The sequence below is a fragment of the Acidithiobacillus caldus ATCC 51756 genome, from assembly GCF_000175575.2.
Classification (GTDB): domain Bacteria; phylum Pseudomonadota; class Gammaproteobacteria; order Acidithiobacillales; family Acidithiobacillaceae; genus Acidithiobacillus_A; species Acidithiobacillus_A caldus.
The window spans coordinates 2,007,496-2,027,492 of record NZ_CP005986.1; the positions used below are offsets into that span (position 1 = coordinate 2,007,496).

15 protein-coding genes, 1 tRNA gene, 1 pseudogene and 1 riboswitch are annotated in these 19,997 nt (G+C 61.2%); of the genes and pseudogenes, 10 read left to right on the forward strand and 7 right to left on the reverse strand.

Annotation, left to right across the window (positions count from 1 at the left end):
- Window positions 1–34 precede the first annotated feature (34 nt).
- The 3 genes from ACAty_RS09820 to ACAty_RS15945 all read right to left on the reverse strand — a co-directional run bounded on the left by ACAty_RS09820 (window position 35) and on the right by ACAty_RS15945 (window position 1,963).
- Window positions 35–499 (reverse strand): group I truncated hemoglobin, encoded by a 465-nt coding sequence (locus ACAty_RS09820; RefSeq protein ID WP_004873125.1) that lies wholly within the window; start codon window positions 497–499, stop codon window positions 35–37.
- A gap of 47 nt (window positions 500–546) precedes the next feature.
- Window positions 547–1,644 (reverse strand): DUF3034 family protein, encoded by a 1,098-nt coding sequence (locus ACAty_RS09825; protein ID WP_004873126.1) that lies wholly within the window; start codon window positions 1,642–1,644, stop codon window positions 547–549.
- A 175-nt stretch (window positions 1,645–1,819) separates the two neighbouring features.
- Window positions 1,820–1,963, reverse strand: a complete 144-nt coding sequence (locus ACAty_RS15945; protein WP_153801832.1) for a hypothetical protein — start codon at window positions 1,961–1,963, stop codon at window positions 1,820–1,822.
- Between the two features lie 44 nt (window positions 1,964–2,007).
- Between ACAty_RS15945 and ACAty_RS16850 the strand changes: the two are divergent.
- From ACAty_RS16850 to ACAty_RS09845, 3 genes and pseudogenes are all read left to right on the forward strand, one after another.
- Window positions 2,008–2,983: pseudogene (locus tag ACAty_RS16850) on the forward strand (integrase core domain-containing protein).
- 23 nt (window positions 2,984–3,006) lie between these two features.
- Window positions 3,007–3,068, forward strand: a riboswitch (Fluoride riboswitch).
- A 425-nt stretch (window positions 3,069–3,493) separates the two neighbouring features.
- Window positions 3,494–3,871, forward strand: a complete 378-nt coding sequence (crcB, locus tag ACAty_RS09840) for a fluoride efflux transporter CrcB (protein WP_038472186.1) — start codon at window positions 3,494–3,496, stop codon at window positions 3,869–3,871.
- A gap of 10 nt (window positions 3,872–3,881) precedes the next feature.
- Window positions 3,882–4,199: a DUF190 domain-containing protein gene (locus ACAty_RS09845; protein WP_014003140.1), complete on the forward strand. Its 318-nt coding sequence runs from the start codon at window positions 3,882–3,884 to the stop codon at window positions 4,197–4,199.
- A gap of 435 nt (window positions 4,200–4,634) precedes the next feature.
- On the opposite strand, the gene ACAty_RS09850 is transcribed toward ACAty_RS09845, so the two are convergent.
- Window positions 4,635–4,711: transfer RNA gene (locus tag ACAty_RS09850), tRNA-Arg, on the reverse strand.
- 43 nt (window positions 4,712–4,754) lie between these two features.
- Window positions 4,755–5,585 (reverse strand): tetratricopeptide repeat protein, encoded by an 831-nt coding sequence (locus tag ACAty_RS09855; RefSeq protein ID WP_014003287.1) that lies wholly within the window; start codon window positions 5,583–5,585, stop codon window positions 4,755–4,757.
- 159 nt (window positions 5,586–5,744) lie between these two features.
- Between ACAty_RS09855 and ACAty_RS09860 the strand changes: the two genes are divergently transcribed.
- From ACAty_RS09860 to ACAty_RS09890, 7 genes are all read left to right on the forward strand, one after another.
- On the forward strand, window positions 5,745–7,277 hold the full coding sequence (locus ACAty_RS09860) for an efflux transporter outer membrane subunit (protein WP_014003288.1): 1,533 nt from the start codon (window positions 5,745–5,747) through the stop codon (window positions 7,275–7,277).
- A gap of 53 nt (window positions 7,278–7,330) precedes the next feature.
- On the forward strand, window positions 7,331–8,425 hold the full coding sequence (locus ACAty_RS09865; protein ID WP_004873131.1) for an efflux RND transporter periplasmic adaptor subunit: 1,095 nt from the start codon (window positions 7,331–7,333) through the stop codon (window positions 8,423–8,425).
- Window positions 8,426–8,435: 10 nt separating this feature from the next.
- Entirely contained in the window at window positions 8,436–11,549 is a 3,114-nt protein-coding gene (locus ACAty_RS09870; RefSeq protein ID WP_004873132.1) for an efflux RND transporter permease subunit, read from the forward strand.
- 144 nt (window positions 11,550–11,693) lie between these two features.
- Window positions 11,694–12,575, forward strand: coding sequence for a bifunctional methylenetetrahydrofolate dehydrogenase/methenyltetrahydrofolate cyclohydrolase FolD (folD, locus tag ACAty_RS09875; protein ID WP_038472189.1), 882 nt, complete (start codon window positions 11,694–11,696; stop codon window positions 12,573–12,575).
- Window positions 12,553–14,694 carry a polyphosphate kinase 1 gene (gene ppk1 / locus ACAty_RS09880; RefSeq protein ID WP_004873134.1) on the forward strand — a complete coding sequence of 714 codons (2,142 nt, stop codon included), beginning with the start codon at window positions 12,553–12,555 and terminating at the stop codon, window positions 14,692–14,694. The genes folD and ppk1 overlap by 23 nt, the downstream gene beginning before the upstream one ends.
- On the forward strand, window positions 14,687–15,334 hold the full coding sequence (locus ACAty_RS09885; protein WP_004873135.1) for a ParA family protein: 648 nt from the start codon (window positions 14,687–14,689) through the stop codon (window positions 15,332–15,334). Before ppk1 ends, ACAty_RS09885 begins: the two co-directional genes overlap by 8 nt.
- Entirely contained in the window at window positions 15,324–16,805 is a 1,482-nt protein-coding gene (locus ACAty_RS09890) for a CYTH and CHAD domain-containing protein (RefSeq protein WP_004873136.1), read from the forward strand. Before ACAty_RS09885 ends, ACAty_RS09890 begins: the two co-directional genes overlap by 11 nt.
- A gap of 156 nt (window positions 16,806–16,961) precedes the next feature.
- Here ACAty_RS09890 and ACAty_RS09895 read toward each other — a convergent pair whose 3' ends face one another.
- Both ACAty_RS09895 and pepN read right to left on the reverse strand, forming a co-directional pair.
- On the reverse strand, window positions 16,962–17,309 hold the full coding sequence (locus ACAty_RS09895) for a hypothetical protein (protein WP_004873137.1): 348 nt from the start codon (window positions 17,307–17,309) through the stop codon (window positions 16,962–16,964).
- A gap of 51 nt (window positions 17,310–17,360) precedes the next feature.
- On the reverse strand, window positions 17,361–19,994 hold the full coding sequence (gene pepN, locus ACAty_RS09900) for an aminopeptidase N (protein WP_004873138.1): 2,634 nt from the start codon (window positions 19,992–19,994) through the stop codon (window positions 17,361–17,363).
- Between the last annotated feature and the right edge of the window lie 3 nt (window positions 19,995–19,997).

The window sequence follows — 19,997 nt, forward strand, 5'->3', positions numbered from 1 at the left end:
GCTCTGGGTGAGGAGGAGTTGCGTTCCGACTTCCTTAACCCAGCGGTCCATTGGCCGTGACGATCTCTGGCTCCATGGGAGCGAGGAGGGACAGCAGATAGTTCTGGGCGCCGATGGGAATGCGGTGGGCGTCCATGGCATCGATCATGTCTTGCGCCAGGTAATTGAAGGCCGCCGTGGTAACCTGCAAGTGCTTGTGCGCCTCGACCATGGATTGACCCGTATATTTGCAGGGACCACCCACAGCCATGCACACCTGCTGCACCAATTCGTACTTCAGGTGCGGAATATTGGTGTGGGCGAAGTAGTAGTTGATGTGCGGATCGTTGGCGACGTTGTCCACAAAGGTGTTGATCAAGGCGGTAATGCCGGCCTTGCCGCCAAACTGATCGTAGTAGTTCTGCGCCTGCGCCTGTCCGCTGTACAGAACACCGAACGCACTCAAACTCAAGGCCAGAATACCGCCCTGAAGCCAGCGTGCGGGCCGAAAGTGCTGCATTGTCATGATGACCTCCATCAATGGATAAAGGGACTGAACCGCGCCTCTTAGAAACTCGTGGTCAAGGAGAGATACAGACCGCTCTGGTTCTTCTCCGTGGCAATGGTCCCGAGGTTGACATAAGCCGCCGTCAAGGAGAGCGCCTTGTAGGGGAACCAGGCCACATAGACATCCTTCCAGGCGCTGGTCTTGGATACCGCGTCGCCCACCGCCCCAAAGTTAAGCCCTTTGTACGGTCCCGAAGCGGGCACGAAACCCGACGGAGCAATCAACTGATTCTGGGGCATACTGCGATACTCCGCACCCAGTACGACGTGGCGATTGAGGAATATCCCGACCGAGGCTGCCGGCTCTACGGAGTAACCCATTCCGTTGACACCGCCAAACCCCAGCAGACCCTGCTGATTGGCATTGGTGACATCGATGTTGACGTTAGCAAGGGTCGTGAGGCCGAACAGACCATCCAGCCAGACCTTGGTGGCGGAAACGTAGTAGCTCACGCCATTACGCTTGACACCGAGGGTCGCGGCGAGGTTCTTGGGCATCTCGTTGTGGTGGAAATCCACCCCCACAGACACCTCTGGCTCCCACCAGTTCTGGTCATACACGATGTTGCCAAAGAGACGTACCTTCAGGCCCACGATATCTTGGTTCAGTTGGTAGTTGTCACCAAAAAATTGTGGCCCTGAAAGGCCCAACCCATTTGGTCCTGACGCCGTGTAAGGTGCGCCGTATGGAACCGGACCACCCGTTGCAGTTTCAAGTATGCGCTGGTCCAAGACTTGCCCGGTGCTACCGAGGCTAAAACTCTGGCGGGCGAAAGATAACTCAATCCGATTGAAAATGCCCAGCGAGGCACCGTAGGCGTCCATGTTGTAGTTGTTCAGCAGAACGTGGGAATAGAAAGCCGTGGCGCCGATCTGCTGGTTGGTGCCATAGCCCGAGATGACCGCCCAGGGATTGATACCGCCACCGGCCGCACCATCCACCGCCGTCACCGCACCCGTGCCCAGAATCCGACCCTGACCGAAAAGACTGGCAGCACCAATGGCGCCGTGTGCCGCGAAGGGAAGACTCAGCCCAAGCGCGCAGGTAATCGCCGCAAGTCGACAATGGCGCACCCATTTTCTTTTAGGAATATTCACGATGACCTCCTCATGGGTTGAAGTTCAGGAACAGCAAATGCTGCTCTACCCACCGTCAGCAATAGTCATTCCACGCCATGAAACAGAATCTCGAGACCACCCCAACATTCGCAAACAACTTTCAATACATTGATTTTTTTATTATTTATTTTAAGGTTGACTGGTTGGCTCTGCATTATTTTGTCATGACAAACACCGCGGTCATGACTATCTCGGTCATGACCCAAATACGCCATCGCAGATATTTTCCTACGAAGCCCGTCGACGACACCCAGATGCCCAGCGCGCCGCCGCGGGTTCCGGTTGCCAAGGTCTGCATAAGTTCACAAACCTTTGGCACTTCTTTGGCGAGGGAGGAGTGCCATGCAGGTTCAACATGTCGGGTACCGGATCCGAGGGTTTTACCGGGTAGCGGGCTTGGGGCATCGTTGGGAGATGACTCCGAAAGATGCGCAAGAGCGACTCAGAATTGTACAGTTCTGGGACAAACACGGTTTGGTGGCCGCCTGCGATGCCTTTGGGGTGTCCCGAAGGACGCTCTATCGGTGGCGAGCGGCCTTGAAGGCCGAAGGCGGCAATCCCGCCGCCCTGGCCAGCCAGTCCAGCGCGCCCAAACGCCGACGCAGGCCCAAGACCGACCCCAGGCTGGTAGCGGAAATTCGGCGGCTACGTACCCTTCACCCCAATCTCGGCAAGGACAAGCTGCACGTCCTGCTGCGCCCCTGGTGTGCGGAGAAGGGTATCGCGCTGCCATCGGTGTCCACCCTCGGCAGAATCATCGCCCGTGCACCGGATAAAATGCGCCACAGCCCCGCGCGCCTCGATGCCCGTGGTCGCGCCAAGCCTGTGCGGCGTTCTCGCAAGCCGCGCAAGCCCAAGGGGGTGGCCACCACTGCCTTGCAGTGCCTGGCGGTGGACACTATCGAGCGGGTTCGCGACGGGCTGAAACGCTACCTCGTCACCTTCATCGACCCAGCCAGCGCCTTTGCCTTGGCCGTCGCTTTACCCAGCAAAGCCACACGCCACACCCAGGCGGCCCTCGCCGCCGTCCCAAACCCTCACGGAACAGCAGATCGCCCGTTGGTATACCTACCCCAAGACCCCAAAAATGAATGCCCATGCCGAACGCTTCAATCGCACCATCCAGGAATCCTTCGTCGACTACCACGAAGACCTGCTCTTCACCGACCTCGCCCGCTTCAACCAAAAACTCGCCGAGTGGCTCGTCTTCTACAACGCCGAACGACCACACCATCGACTCGGCCAACAACCACCGCTATCCTTCCTCCTGCAACATCAGCCCCAGTGCCAAAGGTGGTGGACGCATACAAGGCGTTGACAAAAATCGCATCCAGACATAGCCTTTCCAACGGCGATGAGGTCCGCCTGGAACCGCCTTCGTGGCTAATGACTTCTACCGAATCCGCCAAAGCGGAAGGTAGAGGGTTCAAATGCGATGCAAGGGGGTGTTGTGGCCAAGGTGACGTTCATGCGGGTGACTTCCGTCGCTGCAACATTTTTCTACCCCCGGCAAGCACCGCATTTTCGAAGCCGTCCTGTACCCTACGCTTCCCGGCTTTCGGGAGCGTGCCCAGGGCGCGCGAACAGCCCCGTATCGTCTCCCGCTGGCATGGTGATTTTCGCTGCACCATACCCGGTGAGCAGGACAGTGTGCTCTTCCCCGTGCTTCGCACCCTTGCACCGCAGCGTTGCTGCGCCGCCGCTGCTGCCGAACCACAGCCACCCCCTCTGCGCAATGGTGCAAAGCATTCCTGTCCAAGATCTGGACGCCTTGTCGTCGCCCCCAGGCTGCGGGTATTTTTCTGTCGTGATACGAGGAGAATGATACATGTTCGGGACCTTAGGGCTCATAGCGGTCTTCGCCGTGCTCGGTGCCTGGGCGCGCTATGGCCAATCGATTCTGGTACAGATGGTACTGGGCCGCGGCTTTCCCTGGGCAACCTTGAGTATCAACGTGCTCGGCTGTTTCCTGATGGGATTTCTGTTCTTCGAAACCCTGGAGCGTAGCGCTCTATCGCCAGAGCTGCGCACCGGTATACTGACTGGCGGACTGGGGGCTTATACCACGTTTTCTACTTTTTCCCTGGAGACCCTGGTACTATTTGAAAACGGAGAGGCGATCAAGGCTTTCGCCTATATGTTTTCTTCACTGTTTCTCTGTGTGGCGGCAGCCTTCATGGGGGCTTGGGTAGCGCGCAGCATCTAAGGGATAAGCCATGACAAAAGTCTCGGTAGTTCGTGTATACATCCAGGAAGGAGAAAAGCATGGGGGTCATAATCTCATGGAAGAAATCTTCCGCATGCTCCACGATCAGTACAAGGTGCACGGGGTAACGGCTTTTCGCGGCATTGCGGGTTTTGGCAGTAAAGGCGTCGTCCGCGCCGACGATATCCTTCGCCTCAATGTGCATCTACCCCTGGTGCTGGAATTCTTCGACAAGCCAGAAACGGTTGATGCCGTCCTGCCTCGACTGCAGGAATGGGTTCCTGCCAACCATATCCTGCGATGGGAAGCAGAGTGCGGTTGTCCCTGAGATTCTGGCTTCGCACTTCCGCTGGACAAGTCAAACGAAGCTTGCGCTCCGCGACTGGGTAAAGATGGCACCCAACAGCTGGCTGATCCCAGAGGACTCCACCTCGAATGGTCCTGAGTACTAGTCCCTAAGCCACAGCTTGCGACGGCGAGCAGTTTTCGCCCGCGACTCCGCCCAGAGGCACGCGGATACGTCGGTTCATGGTCGCAGGAGTCGCCACACCGGTTTAGTGTAACGCCCGGGAAAACGAAACCATCTGGCGCCGCCCGTTCTTGGAAGAACCACGCACGGGCCAATCCTTAGTCCCTGCCAGGCCGCGGCAGACCTGGACCCGTGTGAGGAGGTCTTGTGGGAACGAAATCCCTTTCCGGGCGTGAACATGGATCAGAAAAAATTAAAGGCACCTAGCTTGCTTCGCTAAGTGCCTGTTTTTATTGGTGCGCTCGGAGAGATTCGAACTCCCGACCTACTGATTCGTAGTCAGTTGCTCTATCCAGCTGAGCTACGAGCGCTTCGAGCCGCGAATCCTATCAAGACGGGGCGATTCGGTCAACATCATCCCCAATCGCCGCCATCGCCACCATCGCCAAGGCCAAAGTCGTCGTTGCTGGCGACCTGGTTCTGGTCGCCCCAGTCATTGTTCAGTAGACCGAGATCGCCATTATCACCGGCAGGTGCGGAGGCATTGCCACCGTCTCCGTGGTGGAAAAGTCCATTGGCCAGGGCCGAGCCGGCGGCAACGCCGGCGCCGATCCCAAGGCCGGTGGCGAGCCCAGAGGCGAGTCCCGAACCCATGCCTGGCCCTGCCATGGGGGCCCCACCTGGCATTCCGCCTGGGTTAGGACCCATGCCGGGCCCGTAGTTTGGTCCGTAGGGATTACCAAAACCCGTAGCGCCGTTGTTTCGTGCCATGAGGATCTGCTGCTGGCGGCGGCGGCGCATGAACCACGCAATGGCAGCAATGATGAAGACGAGTCCCAAGAAATAGACCAGAGCCCGTCCCGCCCCACCGCCTTGCCGAGTGGCCACGGGCAGGGTAGCCGTACTCGCGACCAGGGCACCATGCTTTTTCAGTTCGGCACGGTACTGAGCAAGCGCCTTGGGCGCCACAAAGGGCATGCCGGGCGACAGGGTTTCGGCCCGGTGCAGGGCCTGACCGGCGGCAGTCCACTGACCCTGGCGCGCGAGCACACGCGACTCCAGGTAATAGGCTTCGGCCGAGTTGGGGTGCTTGGCCAAGACCTCCTGAATCATGTTTTGGGCCTGATCCAGGCGCCCGGACTGGATGGCCTGGGTCACCTGGGTTACGCTGGGCTCCGCCAGAGCAACACCGGTTGCGGTCAAGAGGCCAATGCCCACAGCGAGTACCACACCGCGAAACTGCATACGCTCCTCCGAGGAAGGTTGAGATGTTTGTCATGATGGGGGCAAGCTCACTGGAATTCAAGAGCCTACACAGTTCGTTGGGGCACCAGCGGATTGACAGGTATCGCGCTTGCCGGCACTATACCGAACGGTCGGTCCAGCCCTGGAGGGGGGTCAGCTTTGTATAGTCTCCGAAAATCGACACTGGCAGCCCTTGGCACCGCGGGGCTTGCGTCACTCCTGGGCGGCTGCAGCTTTGAGCCTGCACTGCGTGTACCGCACAGCCCCTCGGACCAGGTGCCGTACACGGCGGGACCCAGCCCAAAACAAACGGCCACCGCACCTGGGCCGGCTGGACACGCCCAGACCCTAGAGTACGGCCAGGATCTGGATCGGGAGTGGTGGACCCTTTTCCACTCCAAGGCTCTGGACACCCTCATCGCCGTGGGCCTTAAGAATAGTCCTACCGTGGCCCAGGCCCAGGCACAGCTGGAAGAAGCGCGCGCTGTGGCGCGGGAAAATGCCAGTATATTTTTTCCCCAGGTCTCCGGCAGCCTGAGCGCGGAGCGGGCGAAGTCCTCATCCGCGGCCTTCGGAGGCAACAAGGGCGGGTTTCGCTATTCCCTGGTTACGGGCAGCCTCAATGTGAGCTACTACCCAGACATCTTTGGGGTGAATCGTCTGGTGTACCGCAACAGTGAGGCTCTGGTGCGTTATCAGCAATGGGAGTTGGAGGCGGCACGACTCACCCTGACGGGCAACATCGTCACGGCGGCCGTCAATGTGGCCGCAACGCAGGCGCAGATCGAGGCGACCCGGGCCATCATCGCCCAGGAGCAGAAGCTTTTGCAGTTGACGGAGAACCAGTACCGCGCGGGTGCCATTACCTACCTGAGTGTCGTCAACCAACGCAGCCAACTGGCCGCGGAGATGGCCACGCTGCCGCCACTGGAGCAGCAATTGGCCGTGTATCGACACCAGTTGGCGGTACTGGTGGGCCAGTTTCCCGCCGAGGCCAAGGTTCCGGACTTCCGGTTGAGCGATCTGCACCTGCCCGAGAAGATTCCCGTGAGCCTGTCCTCCGAACTCCTCAAGCAACGCCCCGATATCCAGGCGGCGATGGCACAGATGCAGGCAGCCAATGCCGTCATCGGTGAGGCGCGGGCGCAGTTTTATCCGACGGTAAAACTCACGGCGGCGCTGGGCGACACCGCCAGCAACCCCAACCTGTTCTTCAACCCCATCAGCAGCATCTGGAGCCTGGTGGGGAGCCTGTCGCAGCCCATTTTTCAGGGCGGCAAACTCCGCGCCCAGGAAGCTCAGGCAAGAGCCGCTTATGAAGTGGTCTACCAACAGTATCGCAGCACGATATTGGGGGCCTTCGAGCAGGTGGCCAATGCCCTGCGGGCCCTGGAGCACGACGCCGAAACCCTGAAGGCGCAGCAGGAGGCACTGGAGTCGGCACGTAGCGCCCTGCACCTAGCGGAATCCAGCTATCGGGCCGGGGCGACGGATTACCTCAGCCTGCTGACCGCAGAAGTTCAGTACGACAACGCCAAGATCGCGGTCATCAAGGCGCAGTCCCAGCGCTATCAGGATACGGCTGCCCTGCTGGTCGCCCTGGGTGGGGGCTGGTGGACGCAGAAAAACGACATGCCAGCGCCCGTCGCGGAACCTTCCAGCGCCGCCCAGGCCCCTGCCAGTACATCCTGAATGGATCGTCCCTTGCCCTCGAAGCCCCACTTGTCCGGTCGTGGAGACTGAGCATGAAAAAAGCGTTCCTCATCGTCATTCTGGTCCTCGTCGTCCTCTTCGGCGGGATCTTTGGTTTCAAGGCCTTTGGCAATTACATGATGCACAAGGCCCTGGATCATATGCCGCCGCCGACCTTCAGCGTGGATGCGGCCAAAGCGACGGTGCGGGAATGGCATCCGCGTCTTCAGGCGGTGGCCTCTCTGACGGCCATCGAGGGCACGGCCATCAGCACTCAGCTGGCGGGCAACGTCACGGGCATCTACTTCCACTCGGGCGAATTCGTCAAAAAGGGTAGCCTGCTGGTCCAGATCGACAACAGCAACCAGTTGGCCCAGTTGGCTTCGGATCGGGCCAGTCTGCATCTGGCAGAGGTCAACTTGAGACGTACGGAAAAACTCATGGAGACGAACGCTGCGAGCCAGTCCCAGCTGGATACGGCGAAGGCGAATTTCGAGACCGCCCGTGCGGCCATCCGCAACGACGAGGCCACCCTGGGCAAGCTGGCCATCAAGGCACCCTTCAGTGGTTATCTCGGCATCCGTAAGGTCAATCTTGGGCAATACCTGACCCCCGGTACGGAAATCGTGGATCTGCAGTCCTGGGACCCGCTCTACGTCAATTTCACCCTACCGCAGGGAGATCTTCCCAAGCTGCAGGTGGGCACCTTGGTACGCGTCACGAGCGATGCGGCGCCGGGCGAGACCTTTGTGGGCAAGATCACGGCTTTGGGGGCGGCGGTGGACGGTACCACGCGCCAGATCGCCATTCAGGCGACGCTGCCCAACCCCAAGCACGTCCTGCGCCCGGGCATGTTTGCCGAGGCCGAGGCGGTCCAGAAGGCGACGCACAAGGTCTTGACCGTGCCGGTCAGTGCCGTGTCGTATAACACCTACGGCGATTACGTCTACCTCATCCACTCGGAAAAGAAAGACGGCAAGACGGTGCAGGTGGCCACGCAGCAGGTGGTCAAGCCCGGCGAGCAGCGGGATGGGCAGGTGGAGATTCTGCACGGACTGAAACCCGGGGATCTGGTCGTCACGGCCGGTCAGGTAAAACTCAGCAACAACAGTCTGGTCACCATTCACCACAGCGATGCCAAATCCTGAGGGCCGGACCATGAAATTTACCGATACCTTTGTCCGTCGACCGGTACTCGCCACCGCGCTGAGTCTGGTCATCTTCCTGCTGGGTCTGCACGCCTACACCATGATGACCGTGCGCCAGTACCCGGCGCTGGTGAATACCGTGGTGACGGTAACCACTCCCTACCCCGGCGCGAGCCCCAGCACCATTCAGGGCTTCATCACGACACGCCTGAGCAAGGTCATCGCCAGTGCCCCGCACATCGATTACATGACCTCCAACAGTTCCGAGGGTCAGTCCACCATCACCGTCTACATGGATCTGAACACAGACCCGAGTTCGGCGGTGGCCAATATCCTGGCCAAGATCCAGCAAGTGTCGAATCAGCTGCCGGCGGGGGCGCAGCAGCCGACCGTCAATGTCACGGTGGGCAATACCACGGACCTCATGTACATCGCGTTCTATAGCGATAGCCTGAGTCAGCAGCAGATCACGGACTATCTGTTGCGGGTGGCGCAGCCGCGTCTGGCGACCATCCCGGGCGTGGGTGAGGCGCAGATCCTGCCTCCCGGTGCGGGCAATGGTAACACCTATGCCATGCGCGTCTGGCTGAATCCGCAGAAACTGGCGGCGCTGGGGGTGAGTGCGGCGCAGGTGGCGACCGCATTGCGGAACAACGATTTCATTTCCGCCGTGGGTCAGACCCGGGGCAAGATGGTGCAGAACACCATCGTCGCCACCACCAACCTCAACAACGTCCAGGAATTCCGGAATCTGGTGATCAAGCAGTCTGGGAACACCCTCATCCGGCTGAAGGATGTCGCACGGGTCGAGTTGGGTGCGCAAGACTATACCTCCTACGCCTTTTTTGACGGCAAACCCAGCGCCTTCATCGGTATCCAGGAATCGCCCTCGGCCAACTCCCTGACGGTGGCGAGCAAGGTCCGAGCGGCCCTCAAGGAGTTGGACAAGAGTCTGCCTCCGGGGCTGCACGAAGCCATTCCCTACGACGCCAGCGTTTTCATCAAGGCGTCCCTGGATGAGGTGCTGCTGACCATCGGCATCACCCTGGCCGTGGTGGTCCTGGTCATCTTCCTGACGCTGGGCTCGCTGCGGGCCGTCATCATTCCCGGCGTGGCCATACCGCTATCCATCGTTGGTGCTGGCTTGGTCATGTGGGGCATGGGCTTTACCATCAATCTGCTCACCCTGTTGGCCATCGTTCTGGCCATTGGTCTCGTGGTGGACGACGCCATCATCGTCGTGGAAAACGTCCACCGCCACATCGACGAGGGTAAGTCACCCTTCGAGGCCGCCCTGATGACGGGTCGGGAACTGGGCGGCGCCATCGTCGTCATGTCGACGACCCTCATCGCCGTCTTCGCGCCCATCGCCTTCATGGGGGGGCTCACGGGCAGTCTTTTTGGTGAATTCGCCTTTACCCTGGTGGCGACGGTGCTGATTTCCATGATCGTCGCCCTCACCCTTTCGCCCATGCTCTCGAGCAAGGTGCTGCGACCCAAGCAGGAGCACGGCTTCGAGCATTTCGTCGATCAGCGTTTCGACGGATTGCGTCGCTTCTACGATCGCCTGCTGCGCGGATCCCTGAACTTTGTCCCGGCAACCATGCTCTTCGCGGCGGTGGTCTTTGGCAGTATCTACTTTCTGTACAGCACCTCGAAGTCGGAACTGGCACCGCAGGAAGATCAGGGCGTCATTTTCAATGCCGGTACCGGCGGACCCACGATCACCCCCCTCGAGCTCGTGAAATACGGCAAGGAAATCCTGAAGATCCTGGATCAGTATCCAGAGAAGGCAGCCACCTTCATGGTGACGGGCATTTCCGTGGGGGCTGGTGGTGGCTCCAATAGCCTCTTCGCTGGCATGCGCATGACTCCCTGGAGTGATCGCAGCACCACGGCCATGGAGCTGCAGCCCAAGGTACAGCAGGCGCTGCAGGCCGTTCCGGGTCTGCAGGTGGCCTCTTTCTTGCCACCGCCCTTACCCGGATCTTCCGGAGGTCTGCCCGTGCAGTTCGTATTGCAGAGCCCGGGCAGCTACGCGCAACTGGACAAGGTCGCCGAGCAGGTCATGGGTGAGGCCTACAAAAGCGGACTGTTCTTCTATGTCACCAAGGATCTGCGCATCGACAATCCAGAGCTCGTCTTGAAGATCGATCGCAGTCTGGCGGGTACTCTGGGCATCAGCATGGCGGCCATCGCCCAGGACCTGCAGCCCCTCTTGGGCGGCAACTACGTCAATCGCTTCGACATGGAAGGCCGCAGCTACAAGGTCATCCCGCAGGTTCCGGATAAATTCCGCGCCGATCCCAATGCGCTCAAGCACTACTACATCACTACCGGAAGCGGTGCCTTGATTCCTCTGTCCACCATCGTTCGGGTAGAGACCAAGATCGAGCCGCAATTTCTGCCGCAGTTCGATCAACTCAACTCCGTCACCATTCAGGCGGTGCCCAAGCCGGGTGTGAGCATGGGTCAGTCCCTGCATTTCTTCCGCACGGCAGCCGAGAAGATCATGCCCAAGGACTTCTCCATCAACTACGCCAGCCAGTCCCGCGAGTATGTGCAGGAATCGGGTGGTCTGCTGCTGACTTTCTTCCTGGCCATCCTGCTGATTTATCTTCTACTCGCCGCGCAGTTCGAGAGCTTTACCGATCCTTTGATCGTGCTCATCACCGTACCCATGTCCATCAGCGGCGCCCTGATCTTCATCAGCCTTGGGCTTGCCTCCATCAACATCTATACGGAGGTGGGCCTGATCACCTTGATCGGCCTGATCGCCAAGCAGGGCATCCTGATCGTGCAGTTTGCCAATCAGATCCAGATGGATGAGGGCCTCGACAAGCGGGAGGCCGTGGAGAAGGCGTCGAGTATCCGTCTGCGCCCAATTCTCATGACCACGGGTGCCATGGTCTTGGGCGTGCTGCCTCTGGTACTGGCCACGGGCCCTGGAGCGGTGGCGCGACAGCAGATGGGCCTGGTGATTTTCACCGGGCTTGCCATTGGCGCGCTCTTTTCCCTCTTCGTGGTGCCGGCCATGTACATGGTCCTGGCCAAGGACAAGCGGGCACAGGCGGCTCGCCTGAAAGGCACCGACGGCTCTGGCGAGGAGCCGGTGGCGGGCTGACGTCGCTACCTTGACAAGGGCCCCTCGGGGCCCGAAGAATAAAGCGCTTAGCGGCGCCCTCGGGTGCCATCTCCAGACAAGGCAGGCCATCATCATGTGCGATATCCCCGCATGGAGCTCGTGGGAACCCCGGCGGGGGCTGGCATGAGTGCCCAGATCATCGACGGAAAAGCCGTAGCGGCAGAGATCTTGGCGCAAACGGCCCGGCGCAGTCGGGAGTTCTCCGAGCGCTACGGTCGTCCACCAGGTCTCGCCGTGGTACTGGTGGGTACGAATCCCGCTTCACAGATCTATGTCCGCAAGAAGAAGGATAGCTGCAGCCAGGTGGGCATCCGTTCCTTTGGCCGGGAATTCCCCGCGGATTGGCCTGCCGAAGCCTTGCTCGAGGAAATCGCCGAGCTCAATGGGCGCGCCGATGTGGATGGCATTCTCGTGCAACTGCCGCTGCCGCCACACATGGACCCCGAGATCATCATCGAGGCCATTTCCGTGGATAAGGATGTGGATGGCTTCCACCCCTATAATGTCGGGCGCCTGGCCCTGCGTGCCCCGACCCTGCGTTCGTGCACGCCAGCCGGCATCATGACCCTGCTGGAGCGCTACCACATCCCGCGCAAGGGCAGCGAGGCGGTCGTCGTCGGCGCGTCCAACATCGTCGGTCGACCTCTGGCGCTGGAACTGCTGCTGGCTGGCGCCACGGTGACCGTCTGTCATCGCTTCAGCCGGAATCTCGAGGCGCATGTGCGCTCGGCGGAGATCCTGGTGGCGGCGGCCGGCAAACCTGGGCTCATTCCGGGGGAATGGGTGCGCGAGGGCGCCGCGGTGGTGGATGTCGGTATCAATCGCCTGGACGATGGGCGTCTGGTGGGTGACGTGGACTTCGAGCGCGCACGCGAACGGGCCGCGTGGATCACACCGGTACCGGGTGGAGTTGGGCCGATGACCGTCGCCACCCTCCTCCAGAACACGGTGCTGGCCGCAGAACGACGGCAGGAGCGCACCCATGCGGCCCAGCAGCCCGCCTGAGTCCGTGGCGCCTTCGCCCCCGGCTGTCCCCGAGACTGCGCGTGCGGAGGCGCTGGACCATCCTTCCCTGTATTTCAATCGCGACCTCAGTATCCTCGAATTCAATCGTCGCGTGCTGGCGCTGGCGGACGATCCGCAGGTGCCACTTCTGGAGCGCCTGCGCTTTCTGACCATCGTCTCCAGCAATCTCGACGAGTTCTTTGAGGTTCGAGTGGCGGGCCTGATGCAGCGGCGCAAATACAACGCCGGGCCTCTGGGCCCGGACATGCTTGGCCCCGAGGACGAGATTCGGGCCGTCGCCAAGGTGGCGCACGAGCTCATCCAGGCTCAGTACACCTGTCTCAATGAACGCATACTCCCGGCGCTGGCGGCGGCGGGGATTCGTCTGCGCCGCCGCGATACTTGGCGGGCGACGCAACGGCGCTGGATCGCCCAGTATTTTCAGCAGGAGGTTCTGCCCCTGCTCACGCCCTTGAGTCTTGACCCGGCGCATCCCTTCCCCAAGGTCCAGAACAAGGGGCTCAACTTTGCCATCGTCCTCGAGGGGCAGGATGCCTATGGGCGGCATAGTCCCATCGCCATCGTCCAGGCACCGCGCATTCTCCCGCGCATCATTCAGTTGCCCACGGACATCGCTGGTCCTGCGGATTTCGTTTTCCTGTCTTCGGTGATTCACGAGAATATCGAGACCCTCTTTCCTGGCCTCCACGTCAAGGGTTTCTATCAGTTTCGTGTCACCCGGAACAGCGAGCTCTTCGTCGATGAAGAAGAGGTGGACAACCTGCTGGACGCCCTGGCGGATGAACTCACCACCCGTCCCTTTGGCGAGGCGGTGCGTCTAGAGGTTGCCAGCAATTGCCCGGCAGAGGTCTATCAATACTTGCTGCGCCATTTCGATCTGCAGGAAGAGAGCCTCTACACCTTGCCGGGACCGGTGAATCTCTCACGCATGGCGGCCATCATCGATATGGCGGCGCGACCAGATCTGCTGTATCCGCCCTTCACGCCGGGCTTACCCGACCGCTGCCTGCGCAGCGAGGAGATCTTCAGCCAGTTGCGCCGGGGTCCGATACTGCTGCACCATCCTTATCAGAGTTTCATGCCTGTGGTGGACTTCATCCGCCAGGCGGCCAGCGACCCAGCGGTCCTGGGTATCAAACAGACCCTCTACCGCACCACGCCCGACTCCCCCATCGTGCAGGCCCTGATGGATGCCGCAGTAGCCGGCAAGCAGGTCACCGCGGTCATTGAACTCAAAGCCCGCTTCGACGAGGCCAACAATATCCGACTGGCGGAACAGTTGGAGGAGGTGGGCGCGCAGGTCGTGTATGGGGTCGTCCACCACAAGGTGCACGCCAAGATGGCTCTGGTACTGCGGCGTGAAACCGACGGCATTCGCCTGTATGGACATCTGGGCACGGGTAACTACCACGCCCGCAACGCCCGCATCTACACCGATCTCAGCCTCCTCACGGCGGATACCCAGATCACCGCCGACATGAATGCCCTGTTCATGCACATCACCGGCATGGGACGGGCCCCGACCCTGACGAAGCTCCTGCAAAGCCCCTTCACCCTCTTCGCTGCCCTGCGCGAAAAGATTGCCGCCGAAACGGCCCTCGGCACTGCCGGGCGCATCATCGCTCGGGTCAATGCCCTGGTGGAGCCGGATCTGATCCGCGACCTCTATCTGGCGTCGCAGGCAGGAGTCCAGATCGATCTCATCGTCCGTGGTCCCTGTACCCTGCGCCCGGGCATTCCCGGCGTGTCCGAGAACATTCGGGTACGCTCCATCGTCGGCCGCTTTCTGGAACACAGCCGCGTCTATTACTTTGGCCGCAATGGCGACCCGGAACTGTGGATGGCCAGCGCCGATTGGATGAGTCGCAACCTTTTCCGTCGCCTGGAGACAGCCATCCCCATCGAGGATCCGGATCTGCGCCAGCGGCTCATACGGGAGACCCTGGAGTTCTATCTCGAGGACGACTGCAACGCCTGGGCCATGGGTAGCGACGGTTCCTACAGTCACCTGCGCGATCCCAGCCAGGAGCAGCCCTGTCGCTCCGCCCAGGATCGCCTGCTTGCCCTCTATGGTCGCGGCGGTGTGGGCAATGGCTGAGGCAGAACAGCACTCGGTCCTGGTCCTGAACAGCAAGGGCGGTGCTGGCAAAACCACCGTGGCCACCAATCTGGCAAGCCTGCTTGCCCTGCGCGCCTCGGTGCTCCTGGCCGATCTCGATCCCCAGGGTTCCAGCAGCCACTGGTGGCGGCGACGTCCGCCGCAGTTGCCGGCCATCTCCCTGGTGAGCGATCCCCAGCGCAAGTTTCGCGACTATCCGCCGGCACAGTGGTTCATTCTGGATGCTCCGGCCGGATTAAAGCGCAGCCGGCTCGAGGAAATGCTGGATGAGGTGAGCACCCTCCTCGTGCCCATCACCGCCTCGGCCTTCGACATGGACGCCAGTCTCGTCTTCCTCGAGCGACTTCAGGAAATCAAGCGCTTTCGCAAGGGACGCGTCCGCATCGGCATCGTCGCCAATCGCGTGCACCAGGGCACGCGGGCGAAGCAGGCGCTGGAGGCCTTCCTCCGCGATCTGGATCTGCCCGTCATCGCCTTCCTGCGCGACAGCCAGATCTACGTGCATGCCGCCGCCGCGGGCGTGGGCATAGCCGACCTGCGCGCCAGCGAGACCCGATCCGAACTGCCACAATGGACCCGTGTGCTGCAGTTTTTGGGAGAAGTGGACCGTGGAACGTGAACTGAAACTGCAGGTGCTCGAAGCCGACGCCTGGGAAAACATCCTGAGTCACCCGCTGGTGGATCTGGCTGCGGTGACACCACGTCCGATGCATGCCCGCTATTTTGATACCAGCGACCACAGTCTACAGCGCGCCCGCATCGCCTACCGCGTGCGCCTGGAAGGCGAGCAGTGGGTAGCGACCTTGAAATTCGCCGGGGCAGCCAGTGGCGGACTGCATGAGCGTCCCGAGTGGAATGTACCGGTAGCCGGGCCCCAAGCGGATCTGGGCGTTTTCGACGACCCGGAGTTGGTCCAGATCCTGCGTCCCTACCTCCATCTACCCTTGGCGGTAGTGCTGGAAACGGTCTTTGAACGGCGTGAGCGCAGTCTGACCGGGAGTCAGGGGGAACATCTGCTCCTCGCCGCCGATCGCGGCGAGATCCGGGTCAAGGGAGAAACCCTGCCCATCCTGGAACTGGAGATCGAACTGGTCAGGGGCAGCGTGGCCGCGATTCTGAAGCACGGCGCCGACCTCTGCGCAGCACTGCCCCTCTGCCCCGAATCCGAAAGCAAGTTTCAACGGGGAATGGGCTTGCTACGGTCCACGACGCGCTCATCCCCAGAAACCCAGCAGCAGGCCCAGGCACCCAAATTACCGGGCCGCGAACCTGCTGCCAGCGCCCTGCGCGAGATACTCATTGTCGAGATCCAGGCCTGTCTGGCGGCCCTGCGGGTGGAGACGCGTGAGGGCAGCCGCAGCAATTTCCACGATCTGCGCCGTTGCGTCCGCCAGTTACGCGCCCTGCTGCGTTTTTGCAAACCGCTAGAGACGGACACGTCCACACACGCTCTACGTCTGGAACTTGCCACCTGGTTTCATCGGCAAAGTGGCCGCCGTGATCGCGACGCCCTGCTCGATCATTGGCAAAACCACGCGTCGGAGTTTCAGCTCTCGCCAGCGCCTTTGACCGACGCCTTGCTGAAAAGCGACGGCGAATCGGCAAATTCCGCCGGGAGCCTCGCCGCCACGCTCCTGCGACTCTGGGCGCATCTCGAGGATTCCGACGGGTTTTCTGGAAGTCTCAGCCTGCGGGAATTTGCCGAAAGGCATCTGGCCCAGATGGATCGTAAACTCCGACGCGCCGAGATCGATACCGACAGCGCCGAGGGTCGCGCCGAATTCCATCGGCTGCGCATCCAGATCAAGAATTTCCGTTATGTACTGCACTGCCTTGCCGGCCTCTGGCCTGCCAAGGATAGCAAGGGCCTGATGAAGGTACTGAGTCACCTGCAGGAAAGTTCCGGCCTCATTCGCGATGCGCAGATGGCCGCCAGTCATCTCTTGCCCCTGGGGCTCGAAGCACCATCGGAGCTGGCACTGCATGCCGGCGTATTGTGGGGCTACCTGGTGGCCCGCAAGCAGCGGGAAGCGAAGAAGTTTCGCAAGTCCTGGGCCCGGTTCCTGGAAGTCTCCCGGCCCTGGGACTGAAGACGGAAGTCGGCGGACACCCCGCCGGTTTTCACGGTCAACCGGTTTACCGAAAGGTGGTGGCAACTCACGGCTGCGGCGCCATCTTTCAGGGAAGCGCTCTGGGGCAGCTCAAGATAGCATGCCGGCGAGTGCCCCAGACTAGTTGCCGGACCCTTAGCAGGGGCCGAGTCTTTCCCGTTCGCGCTCGATCTTGTGCGCTACCAGGGCGATGGCCAGGGCGAGCTGGTACTGATCGCGGTCCAGTCCCCATTCGCGTGCCTGCTCGGCATCAAAGTGCTGGCCGGCGCAGCAATCCTGCAGGGCCTTGCAATCCATGCTGTCCCACAGGAAACCCGCCAGTTCGCTAACCTGATCGGATCCAAAAACGGCGGCCGCCGCCTTGAGATCGGGGATATCCTTTTGTGCCAAAAGCTCCGCCACCGCCAGGGCGGCGGCGTCGAGGCACTTTTCGTCCTCTTTTTCCAGACCGTGCTTCACTGCGGATTCGATATCGACCTGCATCTCGAGCGCTCCTCAAGGGTAAATGAAAAGGGATGGTTTTCCATGGTACGGCTATGCGGACGACGCCGCCGCGTCCTGACAACGGCTCAGCACCTCGGCAAGATCCCGGGACAAGGCTGGCTTGCGGGCAAGCTCGGCAATGACCCCTTGCATGTGCCCACGCCGCTGCGCGTCCAGACGCGGCCAGCGGCTCAGTACCGTCGCCAGACGCGCGGCCGTCTGGGGGTTGATGCCGTCCAAATGACGGATCTGTTCTCCAAAGAAACGGTAACCGGAGCCGTCGGCCGCGTGAAAGACCGTGGGGTTGGCGGCAAAGGCTCCCAGAACGGAGCGCACCCGGTTGGGGACACGCCAATCGAAATCGGGATGCACGAGGAGGTTGGCCGCGCGATGGAGAGTCGCTGGCTCTTCCCGCCCGAGCTGGGTACTGAACCACCGATCCAGGACCAGGGGATGGTGTCGCCAAGTCTGGTAGAAGTCCATGAGCAGGTCCTCGCTGTCGTGGTGGATGTCTTGCACGAGCAGCGTGTAGGCGGCCAGGCGCTCGCTCATGTTGTCGGCTTCAGCATATTGCAGGCGCGCCAGGGCGATGGCCTCCCAGCGCAGACGGTCGTTGACCAAAAGGTAGGACAGCATGACCTGGCGCAAGCGTCGACGTCCCATGGAAAGACCATCCAACTGGTAAGTACCGGCAAGGCCTTGGTACCAGGCCATGAAGGTATCGCCAAATACCATGGCGAGGGCCCGGCGCAGGCTTTCGCGCGCAGCGTGGATGGCATCCACCTGGATGATCTCCATCTGCTCGCCCAGGTAATCTTCCGTGGGCAGCGTGAGCAACTCGGCACAGAAGGCCGGGTCTTCCGGCCACTGGGAGGTCACGGCCGCTACGGCCTCGCGCAAGTCCCCGCTGGGCAGGGCTCGCGTCGGCTCGGCGATGTATCCGAGCAGCTCGCGGATGGCAAGAGCCTGAAAATTCTCCCAGCGGCTGAAGGGATCGTCGTCGTGACGGGCGAGGAAGGGTTCGGCAAGGACCGCATCGCTGCGCTCGAGGATGATGGGGGCGGAAAAGCCGCGAAAGAGTGAGGGCACACAGGGCTCGTGAAGCCCGGTGAAAGTCCAGTCTTGCTGCGGCTGCGTCAACATCAGGACCGTCTCGGTGCCAAGGTCATCGTTGCCTACGCGCAAGGGCTGACGTCTGCCAGCGCGGTCGAGGAGGGCCACGCGCACGGGAATGGGCAGCGTCGTCTTGTCGGCCTGGCCTGGTGTTGCCGGAGTGCGTTGGGAAAGCTCCAGACTCAGGCTACCGGTCTCCAGATCCTGTTGCCATTTGGCCTCGACGCGCGGGGTACCCGCCTGTGCGTACCAGCGCATAAAGGCTTGCAGGTCGCAGCCACTGCCGGCTTCGAGCGCCGAGAGAAAATCTTCGATGGTCACCGCCTGGCCATCGAAGCGGGAGAAATACGCATCCATACCGGCTCGGAAACGCTCCGGACCCAAGGTGGTATGGATCATCCGCACGATCTCCGCACCCTTTTCGTAGACCGTCGCGGTGTAGAAGTTGTTGATCTCGGCATAGGCATCGGGTCGCACCGGGTGGGCCAGGGGGCCTGCGTCCTCGGGGAATTGCGCGGCGCGCAGTCGCCGCACATCGGCAATGCGCTGCACCCCCCGGGAGTTCTGATCCGCCGAGAATTCCTGATCGCGAAAAACGGTGAGGCCTTCCTTCAGGCTCAGCTGAAACCAGTCGCGCAAGGTGACGCGATTGCCGGTCCAGTTGTGGAAATACTCGTGGGCGATGACCGATTCGACGTGCAGGTAGTCGTCATCCGTGGCGGTCTCGGGACTGGCCAGCACGTATTTCGTGTTGAATATGTTGAGGCCCTTGTTTTCCATGGCCCCCATGTTGAAGCTGTCGGTAGCGACGATCATGTAGCGTTCGAGATCGTATTCTCGCCCATAGACCCGCTCGTCCCAGGCCATGGCACGCTTCAAACTGTCCAGGGCCCGTTGACAGGCATCGCGATAACGCTCGGCGACGTAGACTTCCAGAGCCACGGAGCGACCGGACTGGGTAGTGAAATGGTCGCGCTCCACCACGAATCGACCCGCCACCAAAGCAAAGAGGTAGGAGGGCTTGGGGAAGGGATCGTGCCAACGCGCCCAATGCCCACCCTGACCGTCCGTGCCCGTCGCCTCGAGATTGCCGTTGGCCAGAAGCATGGGATAGTGCTCACGGTCGGCATGGAGGGTGACGGTGAAGGGCGCCAGGCAGTCGGGCCGATCCAGGTAGTAGGTAATGCGACGAAAGCCCTCGGCCTCACACTGGGTCAGAAGTACACCATCGGCGGCGTAGAGGCCGGACAATTGGGTGTTGGTCGCCGGATGGACGCGCACCCGACTGTTCAGGGTAAAGGCTTGGGGGGGATGGTGCAGACGCAAACCCTCGTCCAACAGATCGTAGCGGTCTGCACCAACCACCTGCCCATCGAGGCGCAATTCCAGAAGGTCCAGAGACTCTCCCTGGAATATCAGATACTCCGGCGGTTCGGGCAAGCGACAGCGCAGGCGCAGTTCCGCAAGGACTTCGGTGGTATCCGCATCCAGCCAAAACTCCAGGGCGGTGGCGACGATTTCGTAATCTGGGGCTCGATAATCCTCATGCCGGACGAGCTGGATGCTGGCCATGAT